This is a genomic window from Microbispora sp. NBC_01389 (assembly GCF_045040095.1).
GTDB lineage: Bacteria > Actinomycetota > Actinomycetes > Streptosporangiales > Streptosporangiaceae > Microbispora.
Genome location: NZ_CP109552.1, coordinates 7,281,724 through 7,306,283, shown reverse-complemented (window position 1 = coordinate 7,306,283; position 24,560 = coordinate 7,281,724). Strand labels below are relative to the sequence as shown.

Sequence of the window (24,560 nt, the reverse complement as noted above, 5' to 3'; positions counted from 1 at the left end):
GTGGAGACGTCAGAGGGGAGGTTCGTCGGGGATGTCGGCGATGTCGTCGAGGGCGGCGGCGAGCTCGTCCGGGTGGTCGCCGATGCGCTCGGCGATCTCGATCAGGACGTGCAGCACCTCGTGCCGGTCGTGCCCGAGGTCGAGCAGGCGCTGGGCGGCCTCCCACAGCTGGGGCGGGTCGCCGACCCACAGGCGGCTCGCGATCTCCTCGTGCCAGGCCAGGTGCTCCTCCAGGTCGGCGCGGTCCAGCTCGCCGGTGTGGTCGATCTCCAGCAGGATCCGCCGGTCCGCCTCGTCCGCCGGGTTGAGCAGGTCGAGGTTGGTCGCGCCGCGCATGCCTTGGAGCAGGGGAAACGCGAAGGCCCGCCGGGCCAGCGCCGACAGGTCGCCGTCGGGCAGCAGCCGTTCCACGAGGGAGCGGTCCAGCCCGAAGGTGGCCGGGTCCCGGTAGGCCTCGGTGAAGCGGCCCATGGCCTCCCAGACCGCGTCGAGCGTCGCCCGCACGCCCTGCTCCGGCAGCCCGATCCGGGGCCCCGCGAAGCGGACCCACGCCGACAGCACGTGCGGCATCGCGTCCTGCTCGGCCGGGGTGAGCAGGACCTTGCGCGGCAGCCAGTCCAGCAGGAACGTCTCGCACTTCGTGGGGCTGACCCGCGTCGGCCGGCTGAAATCCTGGTCGCAGCCGTACTCGATGATGTGGTCGGCGCACCGCGAGGCGGCCGACGGGTCCGACAGGTTCTCCGCCGCGTCGGAGGCGAGGAACTCGGCGGCCAGCATCGCCCGGCGGTCGCGGCTGTAGGGAGCCTCGGTGTGCGCGGGGGCGGGCCGCAGGCGCCCGGGCGGCAGCGCCTTGATCCGCGCCCTCGCGAAGGCGTGGTAGGCGTTGTAGCTGTCGCTGACCGGCTTCGGCCCCTTGCGGTTGTGCGCGGCGGCCCTGGCGGCCTTCATCGCGAACTCCAGCAGCGCCCGCGCCTGCTGCGGCTCCAGCTCCTCGAACCGGAGCAGCTCGTTGCCGGCGGCCTCCAGCCGGGCCTGGTCGAGCAGCTTGTCGACCTGCGAGGACACCCAGGCGTCCCGGGCCATTCCGCCCATGTTGTAGTCGACGACCACGACCAGCGCGTGCCGGTCCTCGCCGTTGTAGGCGAACGTGCAGACCACGGTGTCCTGGTCGCCGTACACGTCCCTGGAGACGTAGCAGCCGGCCGGCTTGACCGCGCCGACGCGGTCGGCCCAGCGGGGCCGGGGCACGTCGGACTCCATCAGCGCGAGCGCCGCGCCCTCCGCCTTCGCCGCCTGCCGGGCGGTGCCGAGATAGGCGACGGAGACGAGCAGGGACAGGGCCGCGGGAGTGCCCGCCTTGGCCGCGTAGTCGACCAGGCCCTCGCCGAGGATCTGCTCGACGTCGCCGCCGGGCAGCCGCCTGCCCCACCACGCGCCGAGCATGTCGGAGACCACGAGCTCCGCGTCGAGCGGGCTGCGCACGGCGAGCAGCTCCCTGGCCGCCAGCAGCATCTCCGCGAACACGTCGTCCGGCGGCCGGGTCCCCCGGGGGCCACGTCGGCGCCGGTGACTCACGAGATATCGCTCCGCTCGCTCACGGTCACCACCCTCTCGCATTCACGCCGGGAAGGGCACCAGGAACGCGGCCCGGTGACTTCCCCGTTATCTGCCGCTCCCGCCCCGCCGCGCCGTACGGCCACCGCCCGCGCGCCGTACGGCGCCTCAGCGCCGGGAAGGCGGCGCCGAGTTCACCAGCCCCAGGAGGCGCTCCCGGGCGACCCTTCCGGCGATCTCCGGCGTGACGGCCACCCCCAGATGCTCACCGCAGGCCCAGGCGTCGGCGACGCAGCGGGCGACGGTGGGCAGGGGGACGGTCAGGAACTCCGCGGCGAGCCGGGTGACCACCGGTTCCACCAGCTCCCGGAGCCTCGGCTCCGGCGATGGGCCGCCATCGATTCGTGCTGCGAGTACGGGCATGGACTGCATTCCTCGCTGAATGGGGACCTGCCGCCCCCAATTCCACCTCTTTCCCCGGCGGTGTCAACCCTTCGTTCGCTGTGATCCTGGCCGGCTCGCCGCCCTGCTCGCGGACCCGCCCGCCGTCCACCGGTGTCCGAGGGCGATGGCGGCCGGCGTCCGGGCACTCGCGGCCCACCTCTCCGAGCACTACGATGGCCCGGCCCACGGCGTAAGCCCGCGACCGGTCGCGCGCGACCGAGCGGGAAGCGAAGCGGGCGGCCAAGAAGTAGGCCGGATCTTCCTGCGCGAGGTGCCGGTCTTTGACAGGATGCGTTGACCGCATGGCTGGCGGGGCTTCCGTCCGCGCATGCCGATCGCCGATGATGTAGGGCAGATCGCGCTACCAAATCACAGTTATGGAGATGTGCCTCGTGGGAGACGCTGGCACGCGACGGAGGTGCCGACCATGAGCGCCGAAACCTCCGTGCCCCGGCCCCGGGAGTCCGGTTTGGACATCTCAGACTCCGACCTCTTCAGAGGCCTGATGTCGGAGGCGCCCTTCGCCTTCGCGTTTTTCGACCCCTCCGGGCGGTTCGTCCGAGTCAACTCGACCTTCACCGAGTTGACCGGCCATCCTGTCGAGTCGCATCTCGACCGCCTCCCGGCCGAACTGCTGCCGGCCGACCTGACGGCCCTGATCGAGTCGGCGCTGCGCCGGATCGCCGACGAGGGCCTGCCGGTCACCGACCAGGCGTACCCGACCAGGGCGGAGAACGGCGACGCTCGGCACTGGACCGTGTCGTTCTTCCCGATCCGCGGTGACGACGGCGTGCTCGGGACCGCCCTGTTCGGGGTGGACCTGACCGACCGGCAGATGGACAAGGAAGAGCTGGAGCGCAGTGAGGAGCGCTACCGGTCTCTCGTGGAGTCGCAGCAGCAGCTCGTCTGGATCACCTCGCCGAACGGCGGGGTGATCGAGGACGCGCCCCAGTGGCGGGCCGTCACCGGCCAGGGCCTGGAGGAGTACCTCGCGCACGGCTGGCTGGAGGCGGTGCATCCCGACGACCGCCCCGGCACCGACGAGGCGTGGCGCGAGGCCCTGCGCGGCCGGACGATGTTCGAGTGGAGCTACCGGGTGCGCACCCGGGCCAGCGGCTACCGGCACTTCGAGGTGCGGGCCGTCCCGATCATGCGGCTGGGCCGCGTGGTGGAGTGGGTCGGCGCGAACACCGACGTCACGCCGCAGCGCGAGGCCGAGGACATGCGGGGACGGCTGACCGACCAGCTCGGCGCGGCCGCCCTGCGCACGGCCCGGCTCCAGGGCGCGACGGCGCAGCTCGCCGAGGCGCTGACGGTCGAGCAGGTGGTGCAGGTGATCATCGACGTCGGGCGGACGGCGCTGGCCGCCGACCACTCGGCCGTCGCCCTCCTCGACGAAAACAACAGGGCCACCCTGAAGGTGATCAACAGCGGTGGCACCCCCGACGCGCCGGGCGAGGACATCGATCTCGCCCATCCCAGCGTCATGACGATGGCGGTGAACAGCCGCCGGCCCGTCTTCGCCGAGTCCCTGGACAGCCTGCGCACCCAGCTCGTCGACGCCGGCGCCGACGAGACGCAGATCGCGAAGTTCCTCGCGCAGACCGAGGAACGGGCCTGGGTGGGCCTGCCGCTGCTCGCGGCCGGCCGTGCGCTCGGCGCACTGCGGTTCTCGTTCAACCGGTCGCAGAAGATCTCGCAGGAGGACGGCGTCTTCCTGGAGGCGCTCGCCGGTCAGTGCGCGCTCGCGGTCGAGCGGGCCACGCTGTTCGAGCGTGAGCACCGCACCGCTGAAACGTTGCAGCGGAGCCTGCTGCCCGACCGGCTGCCGGTCGTGCGCGGCCTGGCCCTGGCCCAGCGTTTCCGCTCCGGCTCCCGGCACGTGCAGGTCGGCGGCGACTGGTACGACGCGTTCGTCCTGCAGGACGGGCGGGTCGCGGCCGTCGTCGGCGACGTCATGGGCAAGGGCGTCAAGGCCGCCGCCGGGATGGGCCGGATCCGCAACGCCATGCGGGCGCTCGCGCTGAACAACCCGCCGCCCGCGGCGGTGCTCACCGGGCTGGACAGGGTGTTCGAGGCCACCGAGGAGGAGGAGCAGGTCACGACGCTGGCGTACATGGTCGTCGAGCCTGGGACCGGGGAGGGCACGCTGGCCCTGGCCGGTCACCCGCCGCCGCTGCTGGTCTCGCCGCAGGGCGTCGGCCTGCTGCACGAGAGTGAGCCCGGCACGCCGCTGGGCTGGGCCACCAGCCGCAAGCAGGGCCGGTTCTGCGTGCCTCCCGGGCACACCGCCGTGCTGTACTCGGACGGGCTCGTGGAGAACCGTAAGCGCGGTCTGGACGCCGGGCTCAGGGAGCTCTCAAGCGTCGTGGCCGAAGCGCCGCCGGAAGTCGTGAGCCATCCGCATATGCTGCTCGATTTCCTGGTGGAGCGCATGCTGTCCGGGTATGAACAGGATGACGACGTAACGGTACTTGCGGTCCACGTCCCACCGGCCACGAAGAGTGACTGAATGAAACAGTCATAACGGTTGCTTTCGGGTATCAGTGACCTCCGTCCGTACGCAGTAGTCTCTCGGTCGGCCTAGGGTGGAGGGGCAACCGGCGGGACGCGGCCGTATCACGGACCTTGGCGTGCCACAATGGCATGTCGCGGTTCGCGCGACCACACCACCGGAAAAGAAGAAGAACCTGGGTCCATTCTCGCCATGCGTTCGTTCGAGAGGTGTTCGTGTCGCCTGCAAGTTCGACTCGCTCGAAGCCGTCGGAGCTGAACGAGCCAGTGATTCAGCAGCTCCTCGAGCGTGGGCGCTCGCAGGGTTTCCTCGAGTCCGAGGATGTCCGCAAGGCCTTCGAGGAAGCGGACATCCCGATGTCGCAAGCCGCTGGATTCCTGCGAAGCCTCAGCAAGGAGGGCGTGACCGTCGTGGTGACGGCCGCCGACTCCGCGGCTCCCAAGCGTTCTCGAGGTCAAGCCAAACGCCGCACCACCGCGCCCGTCAAGAAGAGCACCAAGTCCGCGGCGGCCAAGGAGTCGCAGCCGGAGACCGTCACCGCCGTGGTGACCGACTCCGCGCCGGTCGCCAAGCCCGCCCCCGCCAAGCCGGCGGCGAAGAAGGCGGCCCCGGGCAAGCCCGCCGCGGCGGCCAAGCCGGCTCCCGGCAAGCCCGCTCCGCCGAAGAAGGCCGCGCCCGCGGCCAAGGACGCCACGGCGGCCCCCGCCGCCGGTCCCGAGGGCAAGGCGCCCAAGGCGGATTCCAAGCCCAAGTCCGCCGAGGACGAGGAGGACATCGACCTCGAGGGTGACGTCGACATCGAGGACTTCGAGCTGGACGTCGAGGACGTCGAGATCGAGGCCGAGGCCGAGGCGGAGCCCGAGACCGAGACCGAGACCGAGGCGGAGCCCGAAAGCGAAGAGCCCAAGGCCGAGGCGCTCGTGCAGTCCGAGGACGAGGTGCTGATCCTCACCGACGACGATGACGACGCGCCCGTCGCGCAGGTCGCGGCGGCCGGCGCCACCGCCGACCCGGTGAAGGACTACCTCAAGCAGATCGGCAAGGTGCCCCTGCTCAACGCCGAGCAGGAGGTCGAGCTCGCCAAGCGGATCGAGGCCGGCCTGTTCGCCGAGGAGCAGCTCGCCCAGGAGGCCGACAACCTCCCGGTCGACGTCCGCGCCGAGCTGGAGTGGATCGCCGAGGACGGCCACCGCGCCAAGAACCACCTGCTGGAGGCCAACCTCCGCCTGGTCGTGTCGCTGGCCAAGCGCTACACCGGGCGCGGCATGCTGTTCCTGGACCTGATCCAGGAGGGCAACCTGGGCCTGATCCGCGCGGTCGAGAAGTTCGACTACACCAAGGGCTACAAGTTCTCCACGTACGCCACGTGGTGGATCCGGCAGGCGATCACCCGGGCCATGGCCGACCAGGCGCGGACCATCCGCATCCCGGTCCACATGGTCGAGGTGATCAACAAGCTGGCCCGGGTCCAGCGGCAGATGCTGCAGGACCTCGGCCGCGAGCCCACGCCCGAGGAGCTGGCCCGCGAGCTCGACATGACCCCTGAGAAGGTCATCGAGGTGCAGAAGTACGGCCGCGAGCCGATCTCCCTGCACACGCCGCTGGGCGAGGAGGGCGACAGCGAGTTCGGCGACCTGATCGAGGACTCCGAGGCCATCGTCCCGGCCGACGCGGTCAGCTTCACGCTGCTGCAGGAGCAGCTGCACTCCGTTCTCGACACGCTGTCGGAGCGGGAGGCGGGCGTGGTGTCGATGCGTTTCGGTCTCACCGACGGACAGCCGAAGACCCTCGACGAGATCGGGAAGGTCTACGGCGTGACCCGCGAGCGGATCCGCCAGATCGAGTCGAAGACGATGTCCAAGCTGCGCCACCCGTCCCGGTCCCAGGTCCTGCGCGACTATCTCGACTGAGACACGAGTCGATCGTCCTTCGGCCCCGCGGGGAAGGCCGGAGGACGATTAACTTTTCCGTAACATCGTGGTAGCACCATGGGCACGCTGTCGCTCCTAGGCTCGCGCCTCATGGGAGTGATCGGAGTGGATCGGGCACGTGCTCGGGGGCCACGAATGATCCCGGACCGCCCGTGGGCGGACACCATCCTCGACGAGGCGGTCATCTCCGCCCAGCGGGGAGACATCGGACCGGCGATCGCCGCTCTCGCCGCGAGCAGGGGTGACCCGGAGACACGTTCACTGCGGGTGGAGGCGCTGTCGCGCGCCCTCGTCGGCGCGAGCCGGTTCATCGAGGCGCCGCTCGCCTACGACCAGGGCAATCCCGACCTGTGGCTGTGGCTGGGGCGGACCCGGCTGGAGGAGGCCTGGGAACTGCGGCCCGACGTCCGGGCCAGAGCCGTGCAGGCCGACCGGCTGCACGCCTACCAGTCGGCGATGGAGAGCGCGAGGCAGCCGCTGCTGGCGGCGGCGGCGCTCGCCTCCGGCGACCCGGTGCCGTGGGAGTGCCTGATGTGGCTGGCCGTCGGGCTGGACCGGCCGCGGGCCGACAAGGACGCGGTCTGGCACGAGTGCTCCCGGCGGTGGCCGTCGCTCTACTCCGCGGCGGTGGTCCGCCTGATCACCCTGTCGCCGGGCTGGGGCGGCTCCGCCCAGGAGACGCTCGCCTTCGCCCGCTCGGCCGCCGCGCACGCTCCCGAGGGCAGCCCGCTCCCGGCGCTGGTGCCGCTGGCCCACTTCGAGATCACCGCTGCCGGCCGGGCGCCGATGTCCCGGGGAGGATGGTTCCCCTTCGATGCGCAGCGCGACATCGTCTCGGCCGCCGGGCACTGGTCGGAGCGGCGGTTCGGCGGCGCGCACCCCCGGGCGATCGAGGCGCACAACGCCTTCGGCGCCGCCTTCTTCCTCGCGGACCTGCGCCGCCCGGCACGCGCGCATCTCAGCAGGACGGACGGCCGGTTCAGCCGCCTGCCCTGGTCGCATCTCGGCGATCCCGGTCAGCAGTACCGCCGGGCCTGCGCCCGGCTCAACCTCTGACTCACTCGCCCACGATCACGTCGAGGGTCCGCGGCCGGTTCCCTCCGGCGGGCGCGGCCAGTTCGACCCGGTGCCCCAGCCCCGCCAGCAGGTCGGCGAGGTCGCCGGCCGTACGCGGCCGGTCAGGGGTTTCGACCAGCGAGCGGGCGACCACGCCGCGCGTGGCCTTCGCCATGTGGCTGACGACCGTCCGCTTCCCGGCCGCCTCCCTGAGCACCCGTACGGCCACGCCGCGTTCGCCGGGCTGCCAGGCGGCGGCGTACGTCGCGGACCGCAGGTCCACCACCAGGCCCTTCGTCGCGTCGAGCACCCCAGCGATCGACGGCCGCCAGAACGCGGCCAGGCCGCCCATCGGCGGCAGTCGCACGCCCATGGACAACCGGTACGGAGGCACCCGGTCGGAGGGGCGCAGCAGGCCCCACAGGCCGGAGAACACGATGATCCGCCGGTCGGCCCGCCGCCGCGCCTCGGGGGAGAGGGCGCCGAGGCCGAGGTTGTCGTACAGCACGCCGGTGTAGAGGTCGGCGACGGGCAGCGTGCGCGCCGCGGGCAGCGTCCGGTTGCGCTCGATCTCACCGGACTGCCCGTCCGAGAGGCCCAGCACGTCGCGTGCCCCAGGCGTGTGGCAGAGCGAGACGAGGGCGTCGAGGACCTTCTCGCGCGGGGAGGCGAGTTCGGGGAAGCTCAGCCGGCGGGCGCGGGAGGTCCCCCGCTCGGCCTTCCCCTCCGACGGAGGCAGCAGGATGAGCACGATTCCGCAGCTTACTGCGCCCCCGCCGGAGAGGTTCGCGGCCGGGGCGCTGCCGCAGAGAGATGTGCTCCCTCACCCCCGCCCGGTCTCCACCGCCTTGAGCACGGCCTCCGCGATCGAGCGCGGATCCACCCCGAAATGCCTGCGGACCGCCTCGCGGGTGCCCGACAGCCCGAACCCGTCGGTGCCGAGCGAGGTCCACGGCCGGTCGATCCACGGGCTGATCTGGTCCGGCACCGCCCGCATCCAGTCGCTGACCGCGATCACCGGCCCCGAGGTCCCGGCCAGGGCCCGCCGGATGTACGGCACACCGGTCGTGGTCATGGCGTCGCGGCGCAGCTCGCTCCAGGAGGTGACGGACCACACGTCCACGCCCACGCCGTACTCCTCCCGGAGCAGGCGCTGCGCGGCCAGCGCCCAGTGGATCGCGGTGCCGCTGGCCAGCAGGTGGGCGTCACCGCCGCCGGCGGCGTACCGGTAGACGCCCCGGAGGATGCCCTCCTCCACCCCCTCGGGCATCGCGGGCTGCGGCAGCGGCTCGTTGTACAGGGTCAGGTAGTAGAACACGTCCTCGCCGTCGGGGCCGTACATGCGCCGGAGCCCCGCACGCACGATCGTGCCCACCTCGTAGGCGAAGGCGGGATCGTAGGCCAGGCACGCGGGGTTGACGGAGGCGAGGAGCTGCGAGTGGCCGTCGGCGTGCTGCAGGCCCTCCCCGGTCATCGTCGTCCGGCCGGCGGTCGCGCCGACGAGGAACCCGCGGCCGAGCTGGTCGGCCAGCGCCCACATCTGGTCGCCGGTGCGCTGCCAGCCGAACATCGAGTAGAAGATGTAGAAGGGGATCATGACCTCGCCGTGGGTGGCGTAGCTGGAGGCCGCGGCGGTGAACGACGCCATCGACCCGGCCTCGGTGATGCCTTCCAGCAGGATCTGCCCGTCGATCGCCTCCTTGTACGACAGCAGCAGGTCCCGGTCGACGGACTCGTAGCGCTGGCCCAGAGGTGAGTAGATCCTGGCCGTGGGGAACAGCGACTCCATGCCGAACGTCCTGGCCTCGTCCGGCACGATCGGCACCCAGCGGCGTCCCGTCTCCGGCTCCTTCATCAGGTCCTTGACCAGGCGGACGAACGCCATCGTCGTGGCCACGGGCTGCTTCGAGCCCTTCTCCAGGGCCCGGAACGCCGCCTCCCCCGGGGCCGGCAGGGGGCGGTGGGAGACGGTGCGGCGGGGGACGGGTCCGCCCAGGTCGCGGCGCCGTTCGGCGGCGTACCGCGCCTCCGGCGAGCCCGGCCCGGGGTGCAGGTACGGCGGCAGGTCGCCGTCGAGAGCCTCGTCCGGCACCGGCAGGCCGAGCCGGTCGCGCAGGGCGCGGAACTCGTCCTGGGTGAGCTTCTTCATCTGGTGGTTGGCGTTGCGCGCCTCGATCCCCGCGCCGAGGGTCCAGCCCTTCACCGTCTGTACGAGGACCACCGTGGGCGCGCCCCGGTTGTCCAGGGCCCTGCGGTAGGCCGCGTACACCTTCCGCGGCTCGTGGCCCGCCCGCGACCCGCCGACGACGCGCCGCAGGTCCTCGTCCGTGTACGGCACGTCGAGCCCTTGGAACAACCGCTCCCTGATGTAGGAGCCCGCCGAGGCGGCGAACGTCTGGAACTGCCCGTCCGGCACCTCGCCCAGCCGTGCCACCAGTTCGTCCGAGTGGAGCAATTCGTCCCATTCCCGGCCCCACAGCGCCTTGACGACGTGCCAGCCCGCGCCCGTGAATACGCTTTCGAGCTCCTGTACGACGCGCGTGTTGCCCCGCACCGGTCCGTCGAGCCGCTGGAGGTTGCAGTTGATCACGAACGTGAGATTGTCGAGTCCTTCGCGGGCGGCCAGGGTGAGGGCGGCCGTGGACTCCGGCTCGTCCATCTCGCCGTCGCCGAGGAAGGCCCACACGTGGCTGCGCGAGGTGTCCTTTATGCCTCGATTGTGCAGATAGCGGTTGAACCTGGCCTGGTAGACCGCGTTGAGCGGACCGAGCCCCATGGAGACGGTGGGGAACTGCCAGAAGTCCGGCATGGACCGCGGATGCGGGTACGACGGCAGCCCGCCCTCGGGCTCGCGCCTGAACAGGTCGAGCTGGGATTCGCTCAGCCTGCCCTCCAGGAAGGCCCGGGCGTAGACGCCCGGGGAGGCGTGGCCCTGGAAGTAGACCTGGTCGTGGCCGGCGTGGAAGAAGTGATTGAAGCCCACCTCGTACAGCCAGGCGGCGGAGGCGTAGGTCGCCAGGTGGCCGCCGAGCCCCAGCCGGCTTCCCCTGGTGATCATGGCCGCGGCGTTCCACCGGTCGTACGCGGCGATGCGTTCCTCCAGTTCGAGGTCGCCCGGGTAGACCGGCTCCTCGTCCGTCGGCACGGTGTTGAGGTAGCGGGTGCTCGTGGCCAGCCGCCTCAGCAGGTAGCCGGCCCGCTCGGGGCCGGCCGCCCGGCGCACCGCCTCGAGGGATTCGAGCCACTCGGCGGTCTCCTGGGGATTCGGGTCTACATCCATGGATCCATTAAACACCCAATGATCGATCATAGGATGTATGGCCTACGGCCTATCATCGGTCGCGTGGAACCCGTCGTACGGTCGCCGCTTCGCGACCAGATCCGGCAAGCCGTGCTCGACGGCCTGATCAGCGGCCGATGGAAGCCCGGCGACCGCCTCGTCGAGCGGCGCATGGCGGCCGAGCTGGGCGTCAGCCAGGCCCCGGTGCGCGAGGCGCTGCGCGAGCTGGAGGCCCTCAGGCTCATCGAGTCCGCGCCCAACAAGGGCGCGCGGGTCCGCAGGCTCACCAGGAGCGATCTCCGTGAGGTGTACGAGGTGCGGGCGGGCCTGGAGGAGACGGCCGTCCGGCTGGGCACGCCCCGCGCGGAGTCGCTGCGTGCGCATCTGCGCCGCCTGCACGAGGCGGCGTCCGCCGGTTCCCCGCACGATCAGGTGCGGCACGGCGTCGCCTTCCATCGCGAGATCGTGAAAGCCTCGGGCAACACGGTGCTGCTGTCTGTGTGGGAGTCGCTCGGCATCGAGGTGTGGACCCACCTGTCGATCCGCCTCTTCCGGACGCACCCGCACGAGAACGCCGCCGACCACGAACCTCTCGTGGAGGCGTTCGAGCGGGGCGACCCCGAGGCGGGCGTCCTGCTCCGCGAGCACGTGCTGGGCTACGCCCCGGCCGAGCCCTGAACCCGGAGCCGTGCGGGCCGGTTAGGCTGCGGCGGGTGAGTCAGGACACGGCGAAGTTCGACCTGCTGGTGGACGAGGGCTGGCCGGCGCCCGGCCGGGCCGGGGAGGGAAGCTGGGTATACCGCCATGCCGGCGGGGTGACGAAGCGGGCCAACTCGGTGCTGCCGCTGGGGGAGCGGGCGGACCTGCCGGAGGCGGTGGACCGGGCGGAGCGCTTCTACGCGGGCGTCGGCCTGCCGTGCGTGTTCTCCGTGGGCATGGGCGCGACGCCGGGGCTCGACGAGGAACTCGACCGCCGGGGATACCGGCTGGTGGACCCCACCCTGGTGATGACCGCGCCGCTGCCAACCGGCGCGCCGGACGTGGAGGTGGCGGGCGCGCCGTCCGAGCGGTGGCTGCGCACCTGGTGGAGCGTGGACGGCGGGCGGCACGCCGCGACCGGGGACGCCCCGGCGCGGGTGTGGGCCGAGCGGATCGTCACCGGGGTGCCCGCCGGTTACGCCCTCCTCGGCGGCGACGCCTCCGGGGACGGGGGCGCGGTGGGCCGGGGCGTGCCGCAGGGCCGCTGGCTGGGGATCTACTGCATGGCCGTCCAGCCGCACGCCAGGCGGCGCGGGCTGGGCGGGGCCGTGCTGCGCGCACTGACCGCCTGGGGACGGCGGCAGGGCGCGGACAGCGCCTACCTGGTGGTCACGGAGGCCAACACCGCGGCCCGCGCGCTCTACGAGCGGGAGGGCTTCGGCGTCGCCGGCCGCTACCACTACCGCGTACGGCCCTGACGGGCGCCGCGGTCGGGTCGGGTACGGCGGGACGGCATGGAGACGGACGGGAATCGAGGGAATCTATGGTGACGGCGCACCGAGCCGACGTCGTCGTCGTGATGCTCAGGCACGCCGTCTATGGGTCAGCGCTCGCCGTCAGGGGCGATCGCGGGGGATGCGGAGAGTCGGGCCGACTCGTCCTGGATCTCAGCACCTTTGCCGCGCAGGACAGCCACGTGCTGACGCCCGTGGTGGGCGCAGAACAGCAGCTCCCCGCCCACGGGCAGGGTCGCGCGGATGTAGGCCTGAGCACCGCACCGGTCACACCGGTCCAGGGCCGTCAGCGGCTTGGCGGGGGCGAGAGCTCCAGTCACGTATCGCCTTTCGGGTCGCCCCACGGTGCGGGGTCGTTGGCGTCAGTCACTTGGGACAACATCTAACCGGATGCGGGCGTTCCCAATCGTGCTCCGGCTACGCCGAGAGCAGAATGCCCCTGGAAGTGACCGGGATCACAGCGGAAGTGCCGGTCAACCCGCTGTGCCTGGCAAGCTTGTACGCGTACAAACAGAAGTGACGTTAAGCTGCGTACGCGTGTTCGATTGATAGGTGGGAGCTGGGTGTGACTGCGGTTCGCGCGGAGACGGGGTACACCGCCCGTCATCTCTCTGTGCTCGAAGGCCTCGAGGCCGTCCGCAAGCGCCCGGGGATGTACATCGGTTCCACCGACACCCGCGGTCTCATGCACTGCCTGTGGGAGATCGTCGACAATTCCGTCGACGAGGCGCTGGGCGGCTTCTGCACCCGGATCGAGGTCGAGTTGCACCGCGACGGCTCGATAGAGGTGCGTGACGACGGGCGCGGCATCCCCGTCGACGTCGAGCCCAAGACCGGCCTGGCCGGAGTCGAGCTGGTCTACACCAAGCTGCACGCGGGCGGCAAGTTCGGCGGCGGCTCCTACGGCGCCTCGGGCGGCCTGCACGGTGTGGGCGCCTCGGTGGTCAACGCGCTGTCCTCGCGCCTCGACATCGAGGTCGACCGCGACAGCCGGATCCACCAGATCAGCTTCCGGCGGGGAGTGCCCGGCCTGTTCGACGGCGAGGGCCCCACCGCGAAGTTCCGCAAGAAGTCCGGCCTGCGCGACGGCGGCGCCGCCCGCGGCAAGGCCACCGGCACCCGCGTCCGCTTCTGGGCCGACCGTCAGATCTTCCTGCCCGAGGCCGAGGTCTCGCTCGACGAGATCCACGTTCGGCTGCGCCAGACGGCCTTCCTGGTGCCGGGGCTCACCCTCGTCGTACGGGACAGCCGGGGCGAGGAGCCGGCCGAGGAGACCTTCCGCTTCGACGGCGGCATCAGCGAGTTCACCGAGTTCCTCGCCCGTGACGAGGCCGTGTGCGAAGTGATGCGGCTGCAGGGCGTGGGCCACTTCCACGAGACCGTCCCCGTGCTCGACGACCAGGGCCACATGACGTCGACGGAGGTCGAGCGGGAGCTCACCGCCGACGTCGCGATCCGCTGGGGCAAGGGCTACGACACGACCATCCGCTCCTTCGTGAACGTGATCGCCACGCCGAAGGGCGGCACCCACGTCGCCGGGTTCGAGCGGGCACTGGTGCGCACGGTCAACGAGCAGCTCCGGGAGACCCGGCTGCTCAAGAACGGCGACGAGCCGGTCACCAAGGAGGACATCCTCGAAGGCCTGACCGCGGTCGTCACCGTACGGGTGCCCGAGCCGCAGTTCGAGGGCCAGACCAAGGAGGTGCTCGGCACCTCGGCGGCCAGCCGGATCGTCGCCCATGTCGTCTCCCGGGAGCTCAAGGCGCAGTTCGCCAACCCCAAACGGGGACAGAAGCAGCAGCTGCGCGCGGTCCTGGAGAAGGTCGTCGCCGCCGCCAAGGCCCGGATCGCGGCGCGGGAGCACCGGGACAACCAGCGGCGCAAGTCCGCCCTGGAGAACTCGGCGCTGCCGGCCAAGCTGGTGGACTGCCGCAGCGACGACGTGGACCGCAGCGAGCTGTTCATCGTGGAGGGCGACTCCGCGCTGGGCACCGCGAAGCTGGCCCGCGACTCGGAGTTCCAGGCGCTGCTGCCGATCCGCGGCAAGATCCTCAACGTGCAGAAGGCGTCGGTCGCCGACATGCTCAAGAACGCCGAGTGCGCCGCGATCATCCAGGTGGTGGGCGCGGGCTCCGGGCGTTCGTTCGACATCGCGTCCGCCCGGTACGGCAAGATCATCCTGATGGCCGACGCGGACGTGGACGGCGCGCACATCCGGTGCCTGCTGCTGACGCTCTTCCACCGGTACATGAAGCCGATGGTCGAGGCCGGGCGGGTGTTCGCCGCGGTGCCGCCGCTGCACCGCATCGAGGTCACCAACCCCGGGCGCGGTCAGGACAAGTACGTCTACACCTACAGCGACGCCGAGCTGCACAAGGTCCTGCGCGACCTGGAGCGGCGCAACAAGCGCTGGAAGGACCCGGTGCAGCGCTACAAGGGCCTCGGCGAGATGGACGCCGACCAGCTCGCCGAGACGACCATGGACCCCCGCCACCGCGTCCTGCGCCGGGTGCGCATCGAGGACGTGGAGGAGGCCGAGCGCATCTTCAGCCTCCTCATGGGCAGCGACGTCGGCCCGCGCCGCGAGTTCATCATCGGCAGCGCCGCCGAGGTGGACCGCGACCACATCGACGCCTGACCGGCGCCCCGCCGGGCATCGGCTCACCAGCAGTCATAGCCGGAGACGTGGTCGGCCTCGGGGGTGGAGGTCACCCTGTGGCAGAAGTAGGTCCCGGACGGGAGGGTGATGCTCCCCGCGGTGCCGGTGCCCGACCCCGTGCAGTCGCCGGCGAGGACGACGTAGACGTCCGGGTTGAGCGCGGGGAGTAGGGCGCCGTACGTGCAGGTGTAGTGGGCGGTGCCCAGGGCCGCGGCGGGGGCCGCGGTGACGCCGGTCACCAGCACGGCGGCGGCGCAGATCGTGAGCGCGCGCTTGAACAGAGCGTTCATGGGGGGTGTCCTTTACCGGGGAGGGAGGTGCGGACGCGTGCACCCCTACCCGGCCGGCTCCGGACCGATCCGCCACGCGGTGTCCGGAAGCGGTCAATCCCCGGACACGGCCATGACCACCGGAGGCCGCGTCAGGGCTTGACCTCGCGCAGACGCCCGGTCTCGACCTCGTAGACGAAGCCCCGCACCGAGTCCTTGTGCGGGACGAACGGGTCGGCCGTGATCCGGTTGATCGACTGGATGACGTCGGCGTCCAGGTCGGGGACCACCCCTCCCGCGTTGCGGATCACGGTAATGTGACGGAGGGTGAGGCTCCAGCGCCTCAAGGTGACGCGTGGAGCCTCGGGCCTTCCGGAGGGCTCAGCCGGACTCGATCTCCAGGGTGCTGACGCGGTTGCGCGCCTCCAGCATGCCCTGCCGGTAGCGCTCGTCCCAGTCGGGATCGTCGTCGGCGATGGCGCGGACCGTCTGCCTGGTCAGCTCCACCGGGCCGTTCCTGCCGGGCGCGACCTTGCGCACCACGATCAGCGTCCACCCGTTCTCCATGACCGTGTCGGCCTCCCAGCGGGGAGGGCCGCCCGCGTCCCGCCGGGACGCCGGGCCCGACCGGCGTACGACCGCGAAGAGCAGGTACAGGAGCACGGCGAGCACGATGAGCGTCACCGGAAGGGTGAGCAGGCGCATCGGATCACGACCCTTTACTTGGTGGGCAGAGCGACGCCACCAGTATTGCCCGGCGCGTAGACCGTGATGCCCTGGGGCAGGGCCTTCAGCTTCTCGATCTCGGCACACGTGGGGCACTTGTTGTAGCCGTCCTGCCGGGCCTTGTTGGCGTCCGCCTCGGCGCGGGCCTGGGCGACCTTCGCCTGCGCCTCGGTGACCTTCGCGAACGCCGCCTGCGCCTGGTTCACCGCATCCTGGACCTCCGAGGGCAGGGTCACCCGGGAGAGGTTGAAGTGGATGCCGGTGAGGTAGTCGGCGCCGAGGGTCGCCTTCAGGTCCTCGGCCAGGCTCGTGTTGACCGCGTTCTGGATCTTCGCGATGTTCGCGTTGTTGCCCTGCTGCGGCGTGCCCCCGCCCTGCTGGCTGCTGTTGTTCTGCACGAGGGCGCAGGAGGAGACGAGTTCGGCGCAGCGGAAGTTGTTGATCTGCGTGCGCAGGTCGTTGTCGATCACCGGCCGGATGATCTGGTCGAGGAACGCCGACCAGCCCTCGTCGCCCTGCCAGGGGTAGTAGGTCCCGCCGTTGGTGCTGCGGAACTTCCGCGTGCCGAACTTGTCGTCGAACGACTTCAGCGTCTGGTGGTCGAGGTTGAGGCCGAAGTAGAGCGTGCCCTCGATGCCCATGTTGACGCCGTCGCCGCTCGGCACGTTCACGACGTCGACGCCGGACCTCTCGCCGTGGCCGCCCTCCGAGGTGATCGTGTAGAACCGCTGCTGGGCGGGGTAGCGGTGCATCTGCGACCACCAGCCGATCCAGGTGACCCCGGAGCCGGGGTCGATGATCTGGCGGACCTTGTTGTCGTCCAGCGGGCCGCCGTCGCGGACGACCGCCACCTCGCCGCCGGTCGTGCGCTCGAAGCCCTGGAAGGCGCCGTACAGGGCCGGCACCCCGGCCACGATGAGCGCGAGGATCAGGACGACGGTGAGCCCGCGGAACGACCGGCGGGAGGCGCCGCCGGACGCGGCGGAGGAGGTGTGGCTGGGCATATGTGCTCCTGGGGGTGGAGTGGCGGGAGGTGTCAGATTTTCGTCAGTCGCCATGAGAACGTCAAAGCCACCATCCCAGGTTCCGTCCTCGCGCCGGCCGCGCCCCCTCCGTACGGCGGGGTCAGATCTCGATGGGCTGGAGCCTCCCCGTGTGCACGTCGTACAGCGCGCCGCCGACGACGAGATCCGCCGGCAGGTACGGGCTGGACGTGATGCGGGTGATGTCGTGCCGCAGCGCCGCCGGCTGGTCGGGAACGGTCCGGAACTCCAGGCTGCGGGTGTCGATGCCGTACTCGTCGGCCATGAGGTTGTGGACGTCCTCGTCGGTCGACTTGGACATCCGGCAGTCGGTGTGGGGCATCACCAGGACCCGGTTCACGCCGAGCAGGTAGACGGCGAGGACGAGGGTCCGCAGGACGTCGTCGGTCACCCGGGCGCCCGCGTTGCGCAGGATCTTCGCGTCGCCGGCCGTCAGGCCGAGCAGTCCGAGCGGATCGATGCGGGAGTCCATGCACGTCACCACGGCGAGGCCGCGCGCGGCCCGGCCCGTGAGGCCGGAGTGCGAGAACGTGCTCGCGTACTTCTCGTTGGCGGCCAGGAGATCATCGAAAGCACCGGTCATGTCAGAGATGTTGCCCGATCCCCTTTCAGCGGTCGGCGCGGGGGTAGCGGATTTCCCTCTCCGTGTCGCCTGGCCCTCACTGCGACACCGGTATACAGTTTTCACTGGTGTTGCAACGAAAGGAGAAAGATCCCTCATGAGCGGTGTCGCGCGGATGCGCACGGTCGTGCTCGACTGTCCGGAACCAAAGGCCCTGGCCACCTTCTACGCGGAGGTGCTGGGGTGGAAGGTCGCCTACGAGGAGGGAGACGAATGGGTCACGCTCGCCGGTGACGACCAGGTCCGCGTCGCCTTCCAGCGTGTCCCGGACTACCGGCCCCCGCAGTGGCCCGGCTCCGAGCACCCCCAGCGGTTCCACCTGGATCTGACCGTGGACGACATGGCCGAGGCGGAGAAGCGGGTGCTCGCCCTGGGAGCGGTCAGGCACGAGCACCAGCCGGGCGAGGACGAGAACTGGACGGTCTTCCTCGACCCGGCCGGACACCCGTTCTGCCTGATCCCGCCGGACTGACGTCTCAGCCCGGAGTGCCGGAGGCGGCCTCCTCGCCCTCGCCGTCGCCGTCGCCGTCCGCGCCGAGCGCGCCCCCGATCGCCGCGATGGCGTGTACGAGGCGTACGCCCGAGCCGTCGCGGCGGCCGAGCTCCTCCGGCAGCGGCACCGGCCTGCCGGTCGAGGACACCGCCTTGACCGGCGTGGGCCCCGCGTAGGCGAGCAGCAGCACGTCCTCGCCCTTGAGGAAGCGCTGGGCGCGTACGCCGCCGGTCGCCCGGCCCTTCGGGGGGAACTCGGCGTAGTCGGAGACCTTGCCCGCGCCCATCTGGGTGCCGGGCAGGGCGGTGGAGGAGCCGGCGATCGTCACGACGCGGGCCTCCAGGGCGGGATCGACGGCGCCGAAGAAGACCACCCGGGCATCGCCCTCAAGGCGCACGCCGGCCATGCCTCCGGCGGGACGGCCCTGGGGCCGTACGACGGAGGCGGAGAAGCGCAGCATCTGCGCGTCCGAGGTGATGAAGACCAGGTCGTGATCGGCCGAGGTGAGCTCCACCGCGCCCACCACCACGTCGCCGTCCCGCAGCCCGATCACCTCGAACTCGTCGCGGTTGACCGGGTATTCGGGCACCACCCGCTTGACCACGCCCTGGCTGGTGCCGAGCGCGAGGCCCGGCCCGTCGGGATCGAGCGAGCCGAGCCCGACGACCTTCTCGTCCGGTTCCAGCGAGACGTACTCCGACACCGGATGCCCGCCGGCCAGGGAGGGCGGGTTGGCCGAGGGCGGCAGGGCGGGCAGATCGAGCACCGAGACGCGGATGACGCGGCCCTTGGAGGTGACCACGCCGACCTCGCCGCGCACGGTCGAGCGGACCACCGACACCAGCACGTCGTGCGCCGCCCGCTCGCCCTCGCCGGAGATCGGCGAGGCGTCGGTCGTACGCGCGAGCAGGCCGGTGGACGACAGCATGACCAGGCAGGGGTCGTCAGGCACCTCCAGTGGCACGACGGCGGCCCTGGCGGCGTCCGACGACTCCAGCAGGACGGTGCGGCGCGGCGTGCCGTACGTCTTGGCGACCTCGGCCAGCTCGGCCGACACGACCTTGCGCAGCCGGTCCTCCGAGCCGAGGATCTCGTTCAGCTCGGCGATGTCGGCCTGGAGCTGCTCCTTCTCCCGGTCGAGCTCCAGCTTGTCGTAGCGGGTGAGGCGCCGCAGCGGGGTGTCGAGGATGTAGTTGGCCTGGATCTCGCTCAGCCCGAAGGTCTCCATCAGCCGGGCGCGGGCCTGCGCGGAGTCGTCCGACCCGCGGATCACCTGGATGACCTGGTCGATGTTGAGCAGCGCGACGATGAGGCCGTCGACCAGGTGGAGCCGTTCCTCGCGCCTGCGCAGCCGGTACGCCGAGCGCCTGCGCACCACGTCGAGCCGGTGGGCCACGTAGACCGAGAGCAGCTCGCGCAGGCCCAGCGTGCGCGGCTGGCCGTCGACCAGCGCGACGTTGTTGATGCCGAAGGTCTCCTCCATCGGCGTGAGCCGGTAGAGCTCCTCCAGCACGGCCTCGGGGTTGAAGCCGTTCTTGATCTCGATGACCAGGCTGAGGCCCTTGTGCCGGTCGGTCAGGTCCTTGAGGTCGGAGATGCCGGTGAGCCTCTTGGAGGTCACCAGCTCCTTGATCTTCGTCACGACCCGTTCAGGGCCGACGTTGAACGGCAGTTCGGTGACGACGATGCCCTTGCGCCTCGGGGTGACCTGCTCGACCGTCGCCTTCGCCCGCATCTTGAACGTGCCGCGCCCGGTCTCGTACGCGTCCCTGACGCCGTTCAGGCCGATGATCATGCCGCCGGTCGGCAGGTCGGGGCCGGGCACGAACCGCATGAGCTCGTCGAGCGTGGCCTCCGGCTTCCTGATGAGATGCCGGGCCGCCGCGACGACCTCGCCGAGGTTGTGCGGGGCCATGTTGGTGGCCATGCCGACCGCGATGCCGGAGGCGCCGTTCACGAGCAGGTTGGGGAACGCCGACGGCACGACCGACGGCTCGGTCTCCTGGCCGTCGTAGTTGGGCTTGAAGTCGACCGTCTCCTCGTCGATCGACTGCACCATCAGCATCGCCGCCGGGGCGAGCCGCGCCTCGGTGTACCGCATCGCCGCGGGGGAGTCGTCGGGGGAGCCGAAGTTGCCGTGGCCGTCCACCAGCGGCAGGCGCATCGAGAACGGCTGCGCCAGCCGGACGAGCGCGTCGTAGATGGCGGTGTCGCCGTGCGGGTGGAGCTTGCCCATCACGTCGCCGACCACGCGGGAGGACTTGACGTGCCCGCGGTCGGGGCGCAGGCCCATCTCGCTCATGGAGTAGAGGATGCGCCGCTGGACGGGCTTGAGTCCGTCGCGCGCGTCGGGCAGCGCGCGCTGGTAGATCACCGAGTAGGCGTACTCAAGGTAGCTCGCCCGCATCTCGGCGGACACGTCGATGTCGACGATCCGCTCCTCGAAGTCCTCGTCCGGCGGAGGTGTCGTCGTGCGTCGGGCCATGTGGATTCCTGCGTGTCGAGGAGCCGGGCCCCGGCCGTCGGGGCCGGGGAGGGGCGAACGTCGGTCGTGAACATCGAACATTCTGCCGAGAGTTCGCCATGTTCGCGACTCACCACCCTACTGCCGGGCCCGTGCCCTCCGTTCCGGCTTCGCCGGTGCGCCCGCGCGTACGGCCGCCGCCACGCGCCGGTCTCCCTGATCACAGGGGTGGCCGGGCATGCGATCAGGGACGCGGCGTCAGGTGCGGGGGCCGGCGCCGGGCCAGGGGCCGGGCGTCTCGCCCTCGTCCTCGTCGCCCGGCGCGTTCAGCTTCTCGTCGTAGACGCGGAAGCCCCGGGCCCGGTAGTTGGCCAGCGCCGCCGGGCCGTCCAGGGAGCAGGTGTGCACCCAGACCCGCCGGGCGGGCTCCAGGCCGGGCCACCGGCTCGCGATGTCCCACGCGCGGGCCGCCGCCTCGCCGAGCAGCCATCCGCCGAGGCCCTGCCCGATCGCGTACGGCAGCAGCCCGAAGTTGGTGATCTCGACCACGCCGCCGTCCTGCGCGACCAGTTCGGCGTACCCGGCGGGTGTGCCGCGCACCCAGGCCACCCAGGTCTCGACGCCCGGCCGGTCGAGCCAGTCCTTCCACTGCTTGTAGGCCCACGGCAGCCGGTTGGTCCACTGCCAGTCGCCGCCGACCGCGGTGTAGAGGAACCGGCTGAACTCGGGGCTGGGCAACTCCGCCCGGACGATCTCGGCGGGGAGCGCGGGCTTCCGGCCGGGCCGCAGGTCAGAGGGGCTGGTCTGTTCGAGATACCACGTGGTGACGTCCATAACGGGGCTCATCCAACCACTACGCCCGCCGGTCACTTCGCGCTCGGGGCCGAAACGGTCGGCCGGACCTGGTACCAATGGGCGGGTGAGCGAAGAAGAGGTGACGCTGCGGGAAGAGGCGGAGGCCCGGCTGCGGGCGCTCGCCGGAGACCACGCGCGGCTACGTGACGACCAGTGGGCCGCCATCAAGGCCCTGGTCATGGACCGCAGGCGCGCGCTGGTGGTGCAGCGCACCGGCTGGGGCAAGTCGGCCGTCTACTTCATCGCGACCGCGCTGCTGCGCGAGCTCGGCGAGGGGCCCACGGTCATCGTCTCCCCGCTGCTGGCGCTGATGCGCAACCAGATCGACGCCGCGGAGCGGGCCGGCATCCGCGCGGAGACGATCAACTCGGCCAACCCCGAGGACTGGGAGAAGGTCTACGGCCAGGTCGCCGAGGGCATGGTCGACGTGCTGCTGGTGAGCCCCGAGAGGCTGAACAATCCCGACTTCCGCGACCAGGTGCTGCCCGAGCTGGCCGCGAGCGCCGGGCTCCTGGTGATCGACGAGGCCCACTGCATCTCCGACTGGGGGCACGACTTCCGGCCCGACTACCGCAGGCTCCGCACCCTGCTGGCCGAGCTGCCGTCGGGCATCCCCGTGCTCGCCACGACCGCCACCGCGAACGCCCGGGTCACCCGCGACGTCGCCGAGCAGCTCGCCGTCACCCAGGAGTGGGACGAACTGCCCGGCGGTGAGGTGTTCGTCCTGCGCGGCCCGCTGGAGCGCGAGAGCCTCCACCTGAGCGTCGTACGGCTGGGTGGAGCCGGTCAGCGGCTCGCCTGGCTGGCCAGGACGCTCCACGACCTGCCGGGCTCCGGCATCGTCTACACGCTGACCGTCGCCGCCGCCCAGGAGATCGCCGCGTACCTGCGTGAGCAGGGCCACCCGGTCACCGCGTACACCGGGCAGACCGAGGCGGCGGACCGGCTGGCGGCGGAGGCCGACCTGCTCGGCAACCGGGTCAAGGCGCTGGTGGCGACCTCGGCGCTGGGGATGGGGTTCGACAAGCCCGATCTCGGCTTCGTCGTCCACGTGGGCGCGCCGGCCTCGCCCGTGGCGTACTACCAGCAGGTGGGCCGGGCCGGTCGCGGCGTCGAGCGGGCCGAGGTCATCCTGCTGCCCGGTTCGGAGGACCGGGAGATCTGGGCCTACTTCGCCTCGCTCGCCTTCCCCCCGGAGGGGGTGGTGAGGGCGACGCTGGAGGCGCTCTCGCAGGCGGGCGTGCTGTCCACTCCCGCGCTGGAGACGAGGGTCGACCTCAGCCGGAGCCGCCTGGAGATGATGCTCAAGGTGCTCGACGTGGACGGCGCCGTCCGCCGGGTCAAGGGCGGCTGGGAGGCCACCGGCGAGCCGTGGAGCTACGACACCGAGCGCTACGCCAGGGTGGCCGCCGAGCGCCGGGCCGAGCAGGAGGCGATGCTCGGTTACATCACGACCACCGAGTGCCGGGAGCGGTACCTGCGCCGTCATCTCGACGACGAGACGGCCGAGCCCTGTGGCCGGTGCGACAACTGCACCGGCGCCCACCGTTCCGCCGAGGTGCCGGAGGAGGCCGTACAGGCCGCTCGGCAGCGGCTGGCGCGGCCCGGCGTGGGGATCGAGCCGCGCCGGCAGTGGCCCACCGGCCTGCCCGACCTGAAGGGGCGGATCAAGCCGGAGCTGTGCGCGGAGCCGGGCCGCGCGCTCGGCCGCCTCACCGACATCGGCTGGGGCACCCGGCTGCGGGAGCTGTTCGCCGCGGGCGACGGGCCGGTCCCCGACGACGTGTTCGCCGCGGTCGTCGAGGTGCTCAAATCCTGGGAGTGGGCGCGGCGCCCGGTCGGCGTGGTCGCGATGCCCTCGGGGTCGCGGCCGGTGCTGGTCGAGTCGCTCGCCGAACGGCTGGCCCAGGTGGGCCGCCTGGAGCACCTGGGGACGCTCGGCTACCGTGACGGATCACCGGCGGCGAGGCACAACAGCGCCCAGCGGGTGGCGGCCATCCGGGGGACGCTCGCGATGCCGCGGGAGCTCGCCGCCCGGATCGCCGCCCTGGACGGACCGGTTCTGGTGGTGGACGACCGCGTCGACACCGGCTGGACGATGGCGCTCGCCGCCGCCCAGGTCCGCCACGCGGGCGCCCCCGCCGCGCTTCCCCTCGCCCTCGCCGTCACGAACTAGTCCCGGGACGGCCGTCACCGGCCCGCGCTCGGCTAGAGGCGGGGGCGGGCGCCGAGGTTGGAGATGCACCGGGCGGCGAGGGAGTTGCCCGCGGCCAGGGCCTCCGCGGCCGGCTTGCCGTCCAGCCAGACCGGCAGGAAGCCGGCGGCGAAGGCGTCCCCGGCGCCGGTTCCGTCCACCACCCGGTCGACGACCTCGCCCGGCGCCCTGACCGGCTCGGGACGGCTGTTGGAGTACCAGAGCGAGCCCTCGGCGTTGACCTTGATCACCACCTGGGGGAACCAGGCGGTCAGCACCTTCGCGGCCGAGGCGGGGTCGTCCCTGCCGGTGAGCACCTTGGCCTGGTCGGCGTTGGCGAACAGCAGCTTCGCGCCGTCGGTCCACTCCAGGAACGGTTCGGCGCCGGTCCGCTCCAGCGGGGCGGAGGAGGAGCAGTCGACGGAGATCGACATGCCCGCCCGGCGGGCCATGTCGAGAGCGGCGAGACCGGCGTCGCGCGAACCCTCGTTGATCAGCGTGTAGCCGGACACGTGCAGGTGCCCGCCGGCGCTGAACAGGTCACGCGGCAGGTCCTCGGGGGACAGCGCGGCGTTGGCGCCCGGGTCGGAGAGCATGGTCCGCTCGCCCTTGTGCGTGACGAGGACGACACAGGTGCCGGTCGGCCGCTCGGGGTCCATGACGAGCCGGGCGTCCACGCCGTAGCCCATGAGCTCCATGTCCCGGTTGCGGCCGGTGATGTCGGCGCCGCGGCGGCCGATGAAGGCCACCTCGGAGCCCTCCACGGCGAGCCAGGAGGCGATGTTGGCGCCGGATCCGCCGCCGTGCATGGTCACGACGGCAGGGGTGTCGCTCGCCCTCGCGAGAGGGAACTTCGCGCGTGCGACCGCGTCCGTCATGAGATCGCCCACCACGACGACCCGCGTCATGCTGTCACCACCTTGCCAACTGGCTAATGGGGGCGAGCCAGGCCCCGAGGAGGG

General features: G+C 71.6%; 21 protein-coding genes. 8 read left to right on the top strand and 13 right to left on the bottom strand.

What is annotated here, in order from left to right; all coding sequences use genetic code 11:
• Positions 1-9 precede the first annotated feature (9 nt).
• Both OG344_RS32205 and OG344_RS32200 read right to left on the bottom strand, forming a co-directional pair.
• Positions 10-1,512: a hypothetical protein gene (locus OG344_RS32205; RefSeq protein WP_405089217.1), complete on the bottom strand. Its 1,503-nt coding sequence runs from the start codon at positions 1,510-1,512 to the stop codon at positions 10-12.
• 210 nt (positions 1,513-1,722) lie between these two features.
• A complete protein-coding gene (locus tag OG344_RS32200) occupies positions 1,723-1,977 on the bottom strand; it encodes a hypothetical protein (protein WP_327046970.1) in 255 nt (84 codons plus the stop codon).
• A gap of 448 nt (positions 1,978-2,425) precedes the next feature.
• Here OG344_RS32200 and OG344_RS32195 point away from each other — a divergent pair, with 448 nt between their 5' ends.
• The 3 genes from OG344_RS32195 (at position 2,426) to OG344_RS32185 (ending at position 7,500) form a co-directional block, all read left to right on the top strand.
• Positions 2,426-4,510 (top strand): SpoIIE family protein phosphatase, encoded by a 2,085-nt coding sequence (locus OG344_RS32195; protein ID WP_327046969.1) that lies wholly within the window; start codon positions 2,426-2,428, stop codon positions 4,508-4,510.
• A gap of 218 nt (positions 4,511-4,728) precedes the next feature.
• Positions 4,729-6,423: an RNA polymerase sigma factor gene (locus tag OG344_RS32190; protein ID WP_405086308.1), complete on the top strand. Its 1,695-nt coding sequence runs from the start codon at positions 4,729-4,731 to the stop codon at positions 6,421-6,423.
• A 156-nt stretch (positions 6,424-6,579) separates the two neighbouring features.
• Complete coding sequence (locus OG344_RS32185) at positions 6,580-7,500, top strand: hypothetical protein (RefSeq protein ID WP_327046967.1); 921 nt, start codon at positions 6,580-6,582, stop codon at positions 7,498-7,500.
• Position 7,501: 1 nt separating this feature from the next.
• Here OG344_RS32185 and OG344_RS32180 read toward each other — a convergent pair whose 3' ends face one another.
• Together OG344_RS32180 and aceE are read right to left on the bottom strand one after the other, a co-directional pair.
• Positions 7,502-8,251: a YaaA family protein gene (locus OG344_RS32180; protein WP_405086307.1), complete on the bottom strand. Its 750-nt coding sequence runs from the start codon at positions 8,249-8,251 to the stop codon at positions 7,502-7,504.
• Positions 8,252-8,323: 72 nt separating this feature from the next.
• Positions 8,324-10,780 (bottom strand): pyruvate dehydrogenase (acetyl-transferring), homodimeric type, encoded by a 2,457-nt coding sequence (aceE, locus tag OG344_RS32175; protein WP_405086306.1) that lies wholly within the window; start codon positions 10,778-10,780, stop codon positions 8,324-8,326.
• Positions 10,781-10,813: 33 nt separating this feature from the next.
• On the opposite strand from aceE, the gene OG344_RS32170 reads away from it, so the two are divergent.
• Together OG344_RS32170 and OG344_RS32165 are read left to right on the top strand one after the other, a co-directional pair.
• Positions 10,814-11,458, top strand: coding sequence for a GntR family transcriptional regulator (locus OG344_RS32170; RefSeq protein ID WP_405089216.1), 645 nt, complete (start codon positions 10,814-10,816; stop codon positions 11,456-11,458).
• A gap of 35 nt (positions 11,459-11,493) precedes the next feature.
• Positions 11,494-12,237, top strand: a complete 744-nt coding sequence (locus OG344_RS32165; RefSeq protein WP_405086305.1) for a GNAT family N-acetyltransferase — start codon at positions 11,494-11,496, stop codon at positions 12,235-12,237.
• 125 nt (positions 12,238-12,362) lie between these two features.
• On the opposite strand, the gene OG344_RS32160 is transcribed toward OG344_RS32165, so the two are convergent.
• A complete protein-coding gene (locus OG344_RS32160; RefSeq protein WP_150932318.1) occupies positions 12,363-12,593 on the bottom strand; it encodes a hypothetical protein in 231 nt (76 codons plus the stop codon).
• A gap of 245 nt (positions 12,594-12,838) precedes the next feature.
• Between OG344_RS32160 and OG344_RS32155 the strand changes: the two genes are divergently transcribed.
• Positions 12,839-14,911 carry a DNA topoisomerase IV subunit B gene (locus tag OG344_RS32155; RefSeq protein ID WP_327046962.1) on the top strand — a complete coding sequence of 691 codons (2,073 nt, stop codon included), beginning with the start codon at positions 12,839-12,841 and terminating at the stop codon, positions 14,909-14,911.
• 23 nt (positions 14,912-14,934) lie between these two features.
• Here the strand turns inward: OG344_RS32155 and OG344_RS32150 are convergent, their stop codons facing one another.
• The 5 genes from OG344_RS32150 to OG344_RS32130 all read right to left on the bottom strand — a co-directional run bounded on the left by OG344_RS32150 (position 14,935) and on the right by OG344_RS32130 (position 17,553).
• Entirely contained in the window at positions 14,935-15,222 is a 288-nt protein-coding gene (locus OG344_RS32150; RefSeq protein WP_405086304.1) for a hypothetical protein, read from the bottom strand.
• 131 nt (positions 15,223-15,353) lie between these two features.
• The gene (locus OG344_RS32145) at positions 15,354-15,512 is read right to left on the bottom strand and encodes a hypothetical protein (protein ID WP_405086303.1); all 159 of its coding nucleotides are present in this window, start codon (positions 15,510-15,512) and stop codon (positions 15,354-15,356) included.
• 70 nt (positions 15,513-15,582) lie between these two features.
• On the bottom strand, positions 15,583-15,906 hold the full coding sequence (locus OG344_RS32140; protein WP_327046959.1) for a hypothetical protein: 324 nt from the start codon (positions 15,904-15,906) through the stop codon (positions 15,583-15,585).
• A gap of 14 nt (positions 15,907-15,920) precedes the next feature.
• Positions 15,921-16,931: an SPFH domain-containing protein gene (locus OG344_RS32135; protein WP_405086302.1), complete on the bottom strand. Its 1,011-nt coding sequence runs from the start codon at positions 16,929-16,931 to the stop codon at positions 15,921-15,923.
• A gap of 121 nt (positions 16,932-17,052) precedes the next feature.
• The gene (locus tag OG344_RS32130; RefSeq protein WP_327046957.1) at positions 17,053-17,553 is read right to left on the bottom strand and encodes a carbonic anhydrase; all 501 of its coding nucleotides are present in this window, start codon (positions 17,551-17,553) and stop codon (positions 17,053-17,055) included.
• A 136-nt stretch (positions 17,554-17,689) separates the two neighbouring features.
• Between OG344_RS32130 and OG344_RS32125 the strand changes: the two genes are divergently transcribed.
• The gene (locus OG344_RS32125) at positions 17,690-18,064 is read left to right on the top strand and encodes a VOC family protein (RefSeq protein ID WP_405086301.1); all 375 of its coding nucleotides are present in this window, start codon (positions 17,690-17,692) and stop codon (positions 18,062-18,064) included.
• 4 nt (positions 18,065-18,068) lie between these two features.
• Here the strand turns inward: OG344_RS32125 and OG344_RS32120 are convergent, their stop codons facing one another.
• Together OG344_RS32120 and OG344_RS32115 are read right to left on the bottom strand one after the other, a co-directional pair.
• Positions 18,069-20,570 carry a DNA topoisomerase (ATP-hydrolyzing) subunit A gene (locus OG344_RS32120; protein WP_405086300.1) on the bottom strand — a complete coding sequence of 834 codons (2,502 nt, stop codon included), beginning with the start codon at positions 20,568-20,570 and terminating at the stop codon, positions 18,069-18,071.
• A 237-nt stretch (positions 20,571-20,807) separates the two neighbouring features.
• Positions 20,808-21,383, bottom strand: coding sequence for a GNAT family N-acetyltransferase (locus OG344_RS32115; protein WP_405086299.1), 576 nt, complete (start codon positions 21,381-21,383; stop codon positions 20,808-20,810).
• 85 nt (positions 21,384-21,468) lie between these two features.
• Between OG344_RS32115 and OG344_RS32110 the strand changes: the two genes are divergently transcribed.
• Positions 21,469-23,580 carry a RecQ family ATP-dependent DNA helicase gene (locus OG344_RS32110; RefSeq protein ID WP_405086298.1) on the top strand — a complete coding sequence of 704 codons (2,112 nt, stop codon included), beginning with the start codon at positions 21,469-21,471 and terminating at the stop codon, positions 23,578-23,580.
• 32 nt (positions 23,581-23,612) lie between these two features.
• Here OG344_RS32110 and OG344_RS32105 read toward each other — a convergent pair whose 3' ends face one another.
• Entirely contained in the window at positions 23,613-24,506 is an 894-nt protein-coding gene (locus OG344_RS32105) for a carbohydrate kinase family protein (RefSeq protein WP_405086297.1), read from the bottom strand.
• Positions 24,507-24,560: the final 54 nt, after the last annotated feature.

Bases quoted from the DNA above. Each gene is read 5' to 3' on its own strand.
- OG344_RS32205 (WP_405089217.1), bottom strand. From the start codon at position 1,512: ATGCTGCTGGCGGCCAGGGAGCTGCTCGCCGTGCGCAGCCCGCTCGAC.
- OG344_RS32200 (WP_327046970.1), bottom strand. From the start codon at position 1,977: ATGCCCGTACTCGCAGCACGAATCGATGGCGGCCCATCGCCGGAGCCG.
- OG344_RS32195 (WP_327046969.1), top strand. From the start codon at position 2,426: ATGAGCGCCGAAACCTCCGTGCCCCGGCCCCGGGAGTCCGGTTTGGAC.
- OG344_RS32185 (WP_327046967.1), top strand. From the start codon at position 6,580: ATGATCCCGGACCGCCCGTGGGCGGACACCATCCTCGACGAGGCGGTC.
- aceE (WP_405086306.1), bottom strand. From the start codon at position 10,780: ATGGATGTAGACCCGAATCCCCAGGAGACCGCCGAGTGGCTCGAATCC.
- OG344_RS32170 (WP_405089216.1), top strand. From the start codon at position 10,814: ATGTATGGCCTACGGCCTATCATCGGTCGCGTGGAACCCGTCGTACGG.
- OG344_RS32150 (WP_405086304.1), bottom strand. From the start codon at position 15,222: ATGAACGCTCTGTTCAAGCGCGCGCTCACGATCTGCGCCGCCGCCGTG.
- OG344_RS32140 (WP_327046959.1), bottom strand. From the start codon at position 15,906: ATGCGCCTGCTCACCCTTCCGGTGACGCTCATCGTGCTCGCCGTGCTC.
- OG344_RS32135 (WP_405086302.1), bottom strand. From the start codon at position 16,931: ATGCCCAGCCACACCTCCTCCGCCGCGTCCGGCGGCGCCTCCCGCCGG.
- OG344_RS32130 (WP_327046957.1), bottom strand. From the start codon at position 17,553: ATGACCGGTGCTTTCGATGATCTCCTGGCCGCCAACGAGAAGTACGCG.
- OG344_RS32125 (WP_405086301.1), top strand. From the start codon at position 17,690: ATGAGCGGTGTCGCGCGGATGCGCACGGTCGTGCTCGACTGTCCGGAA.
- OG344_RS32120 (WP_405086300.1), bottom strand. From the start codon at position 20,570: ATGGCCCGACGCACGACGACACCTCCGCCGGACGAGGACTTCGAGGAG.
- OG344_RS32115 (WP_405086299.1), bottom strand. From the start codon at position 21,383: ATGGACGTCACCACGTGGTATCTCGAACAGACCAGCCCCTCTGACCTG.
- OG344_RS32105 (WP_405086297.1), bottom strand. From the start codon at position 24,506: ATGACGCGGGTCGTCGTGGTGGGCGATCTCATGACGGACGCGGTCGCA.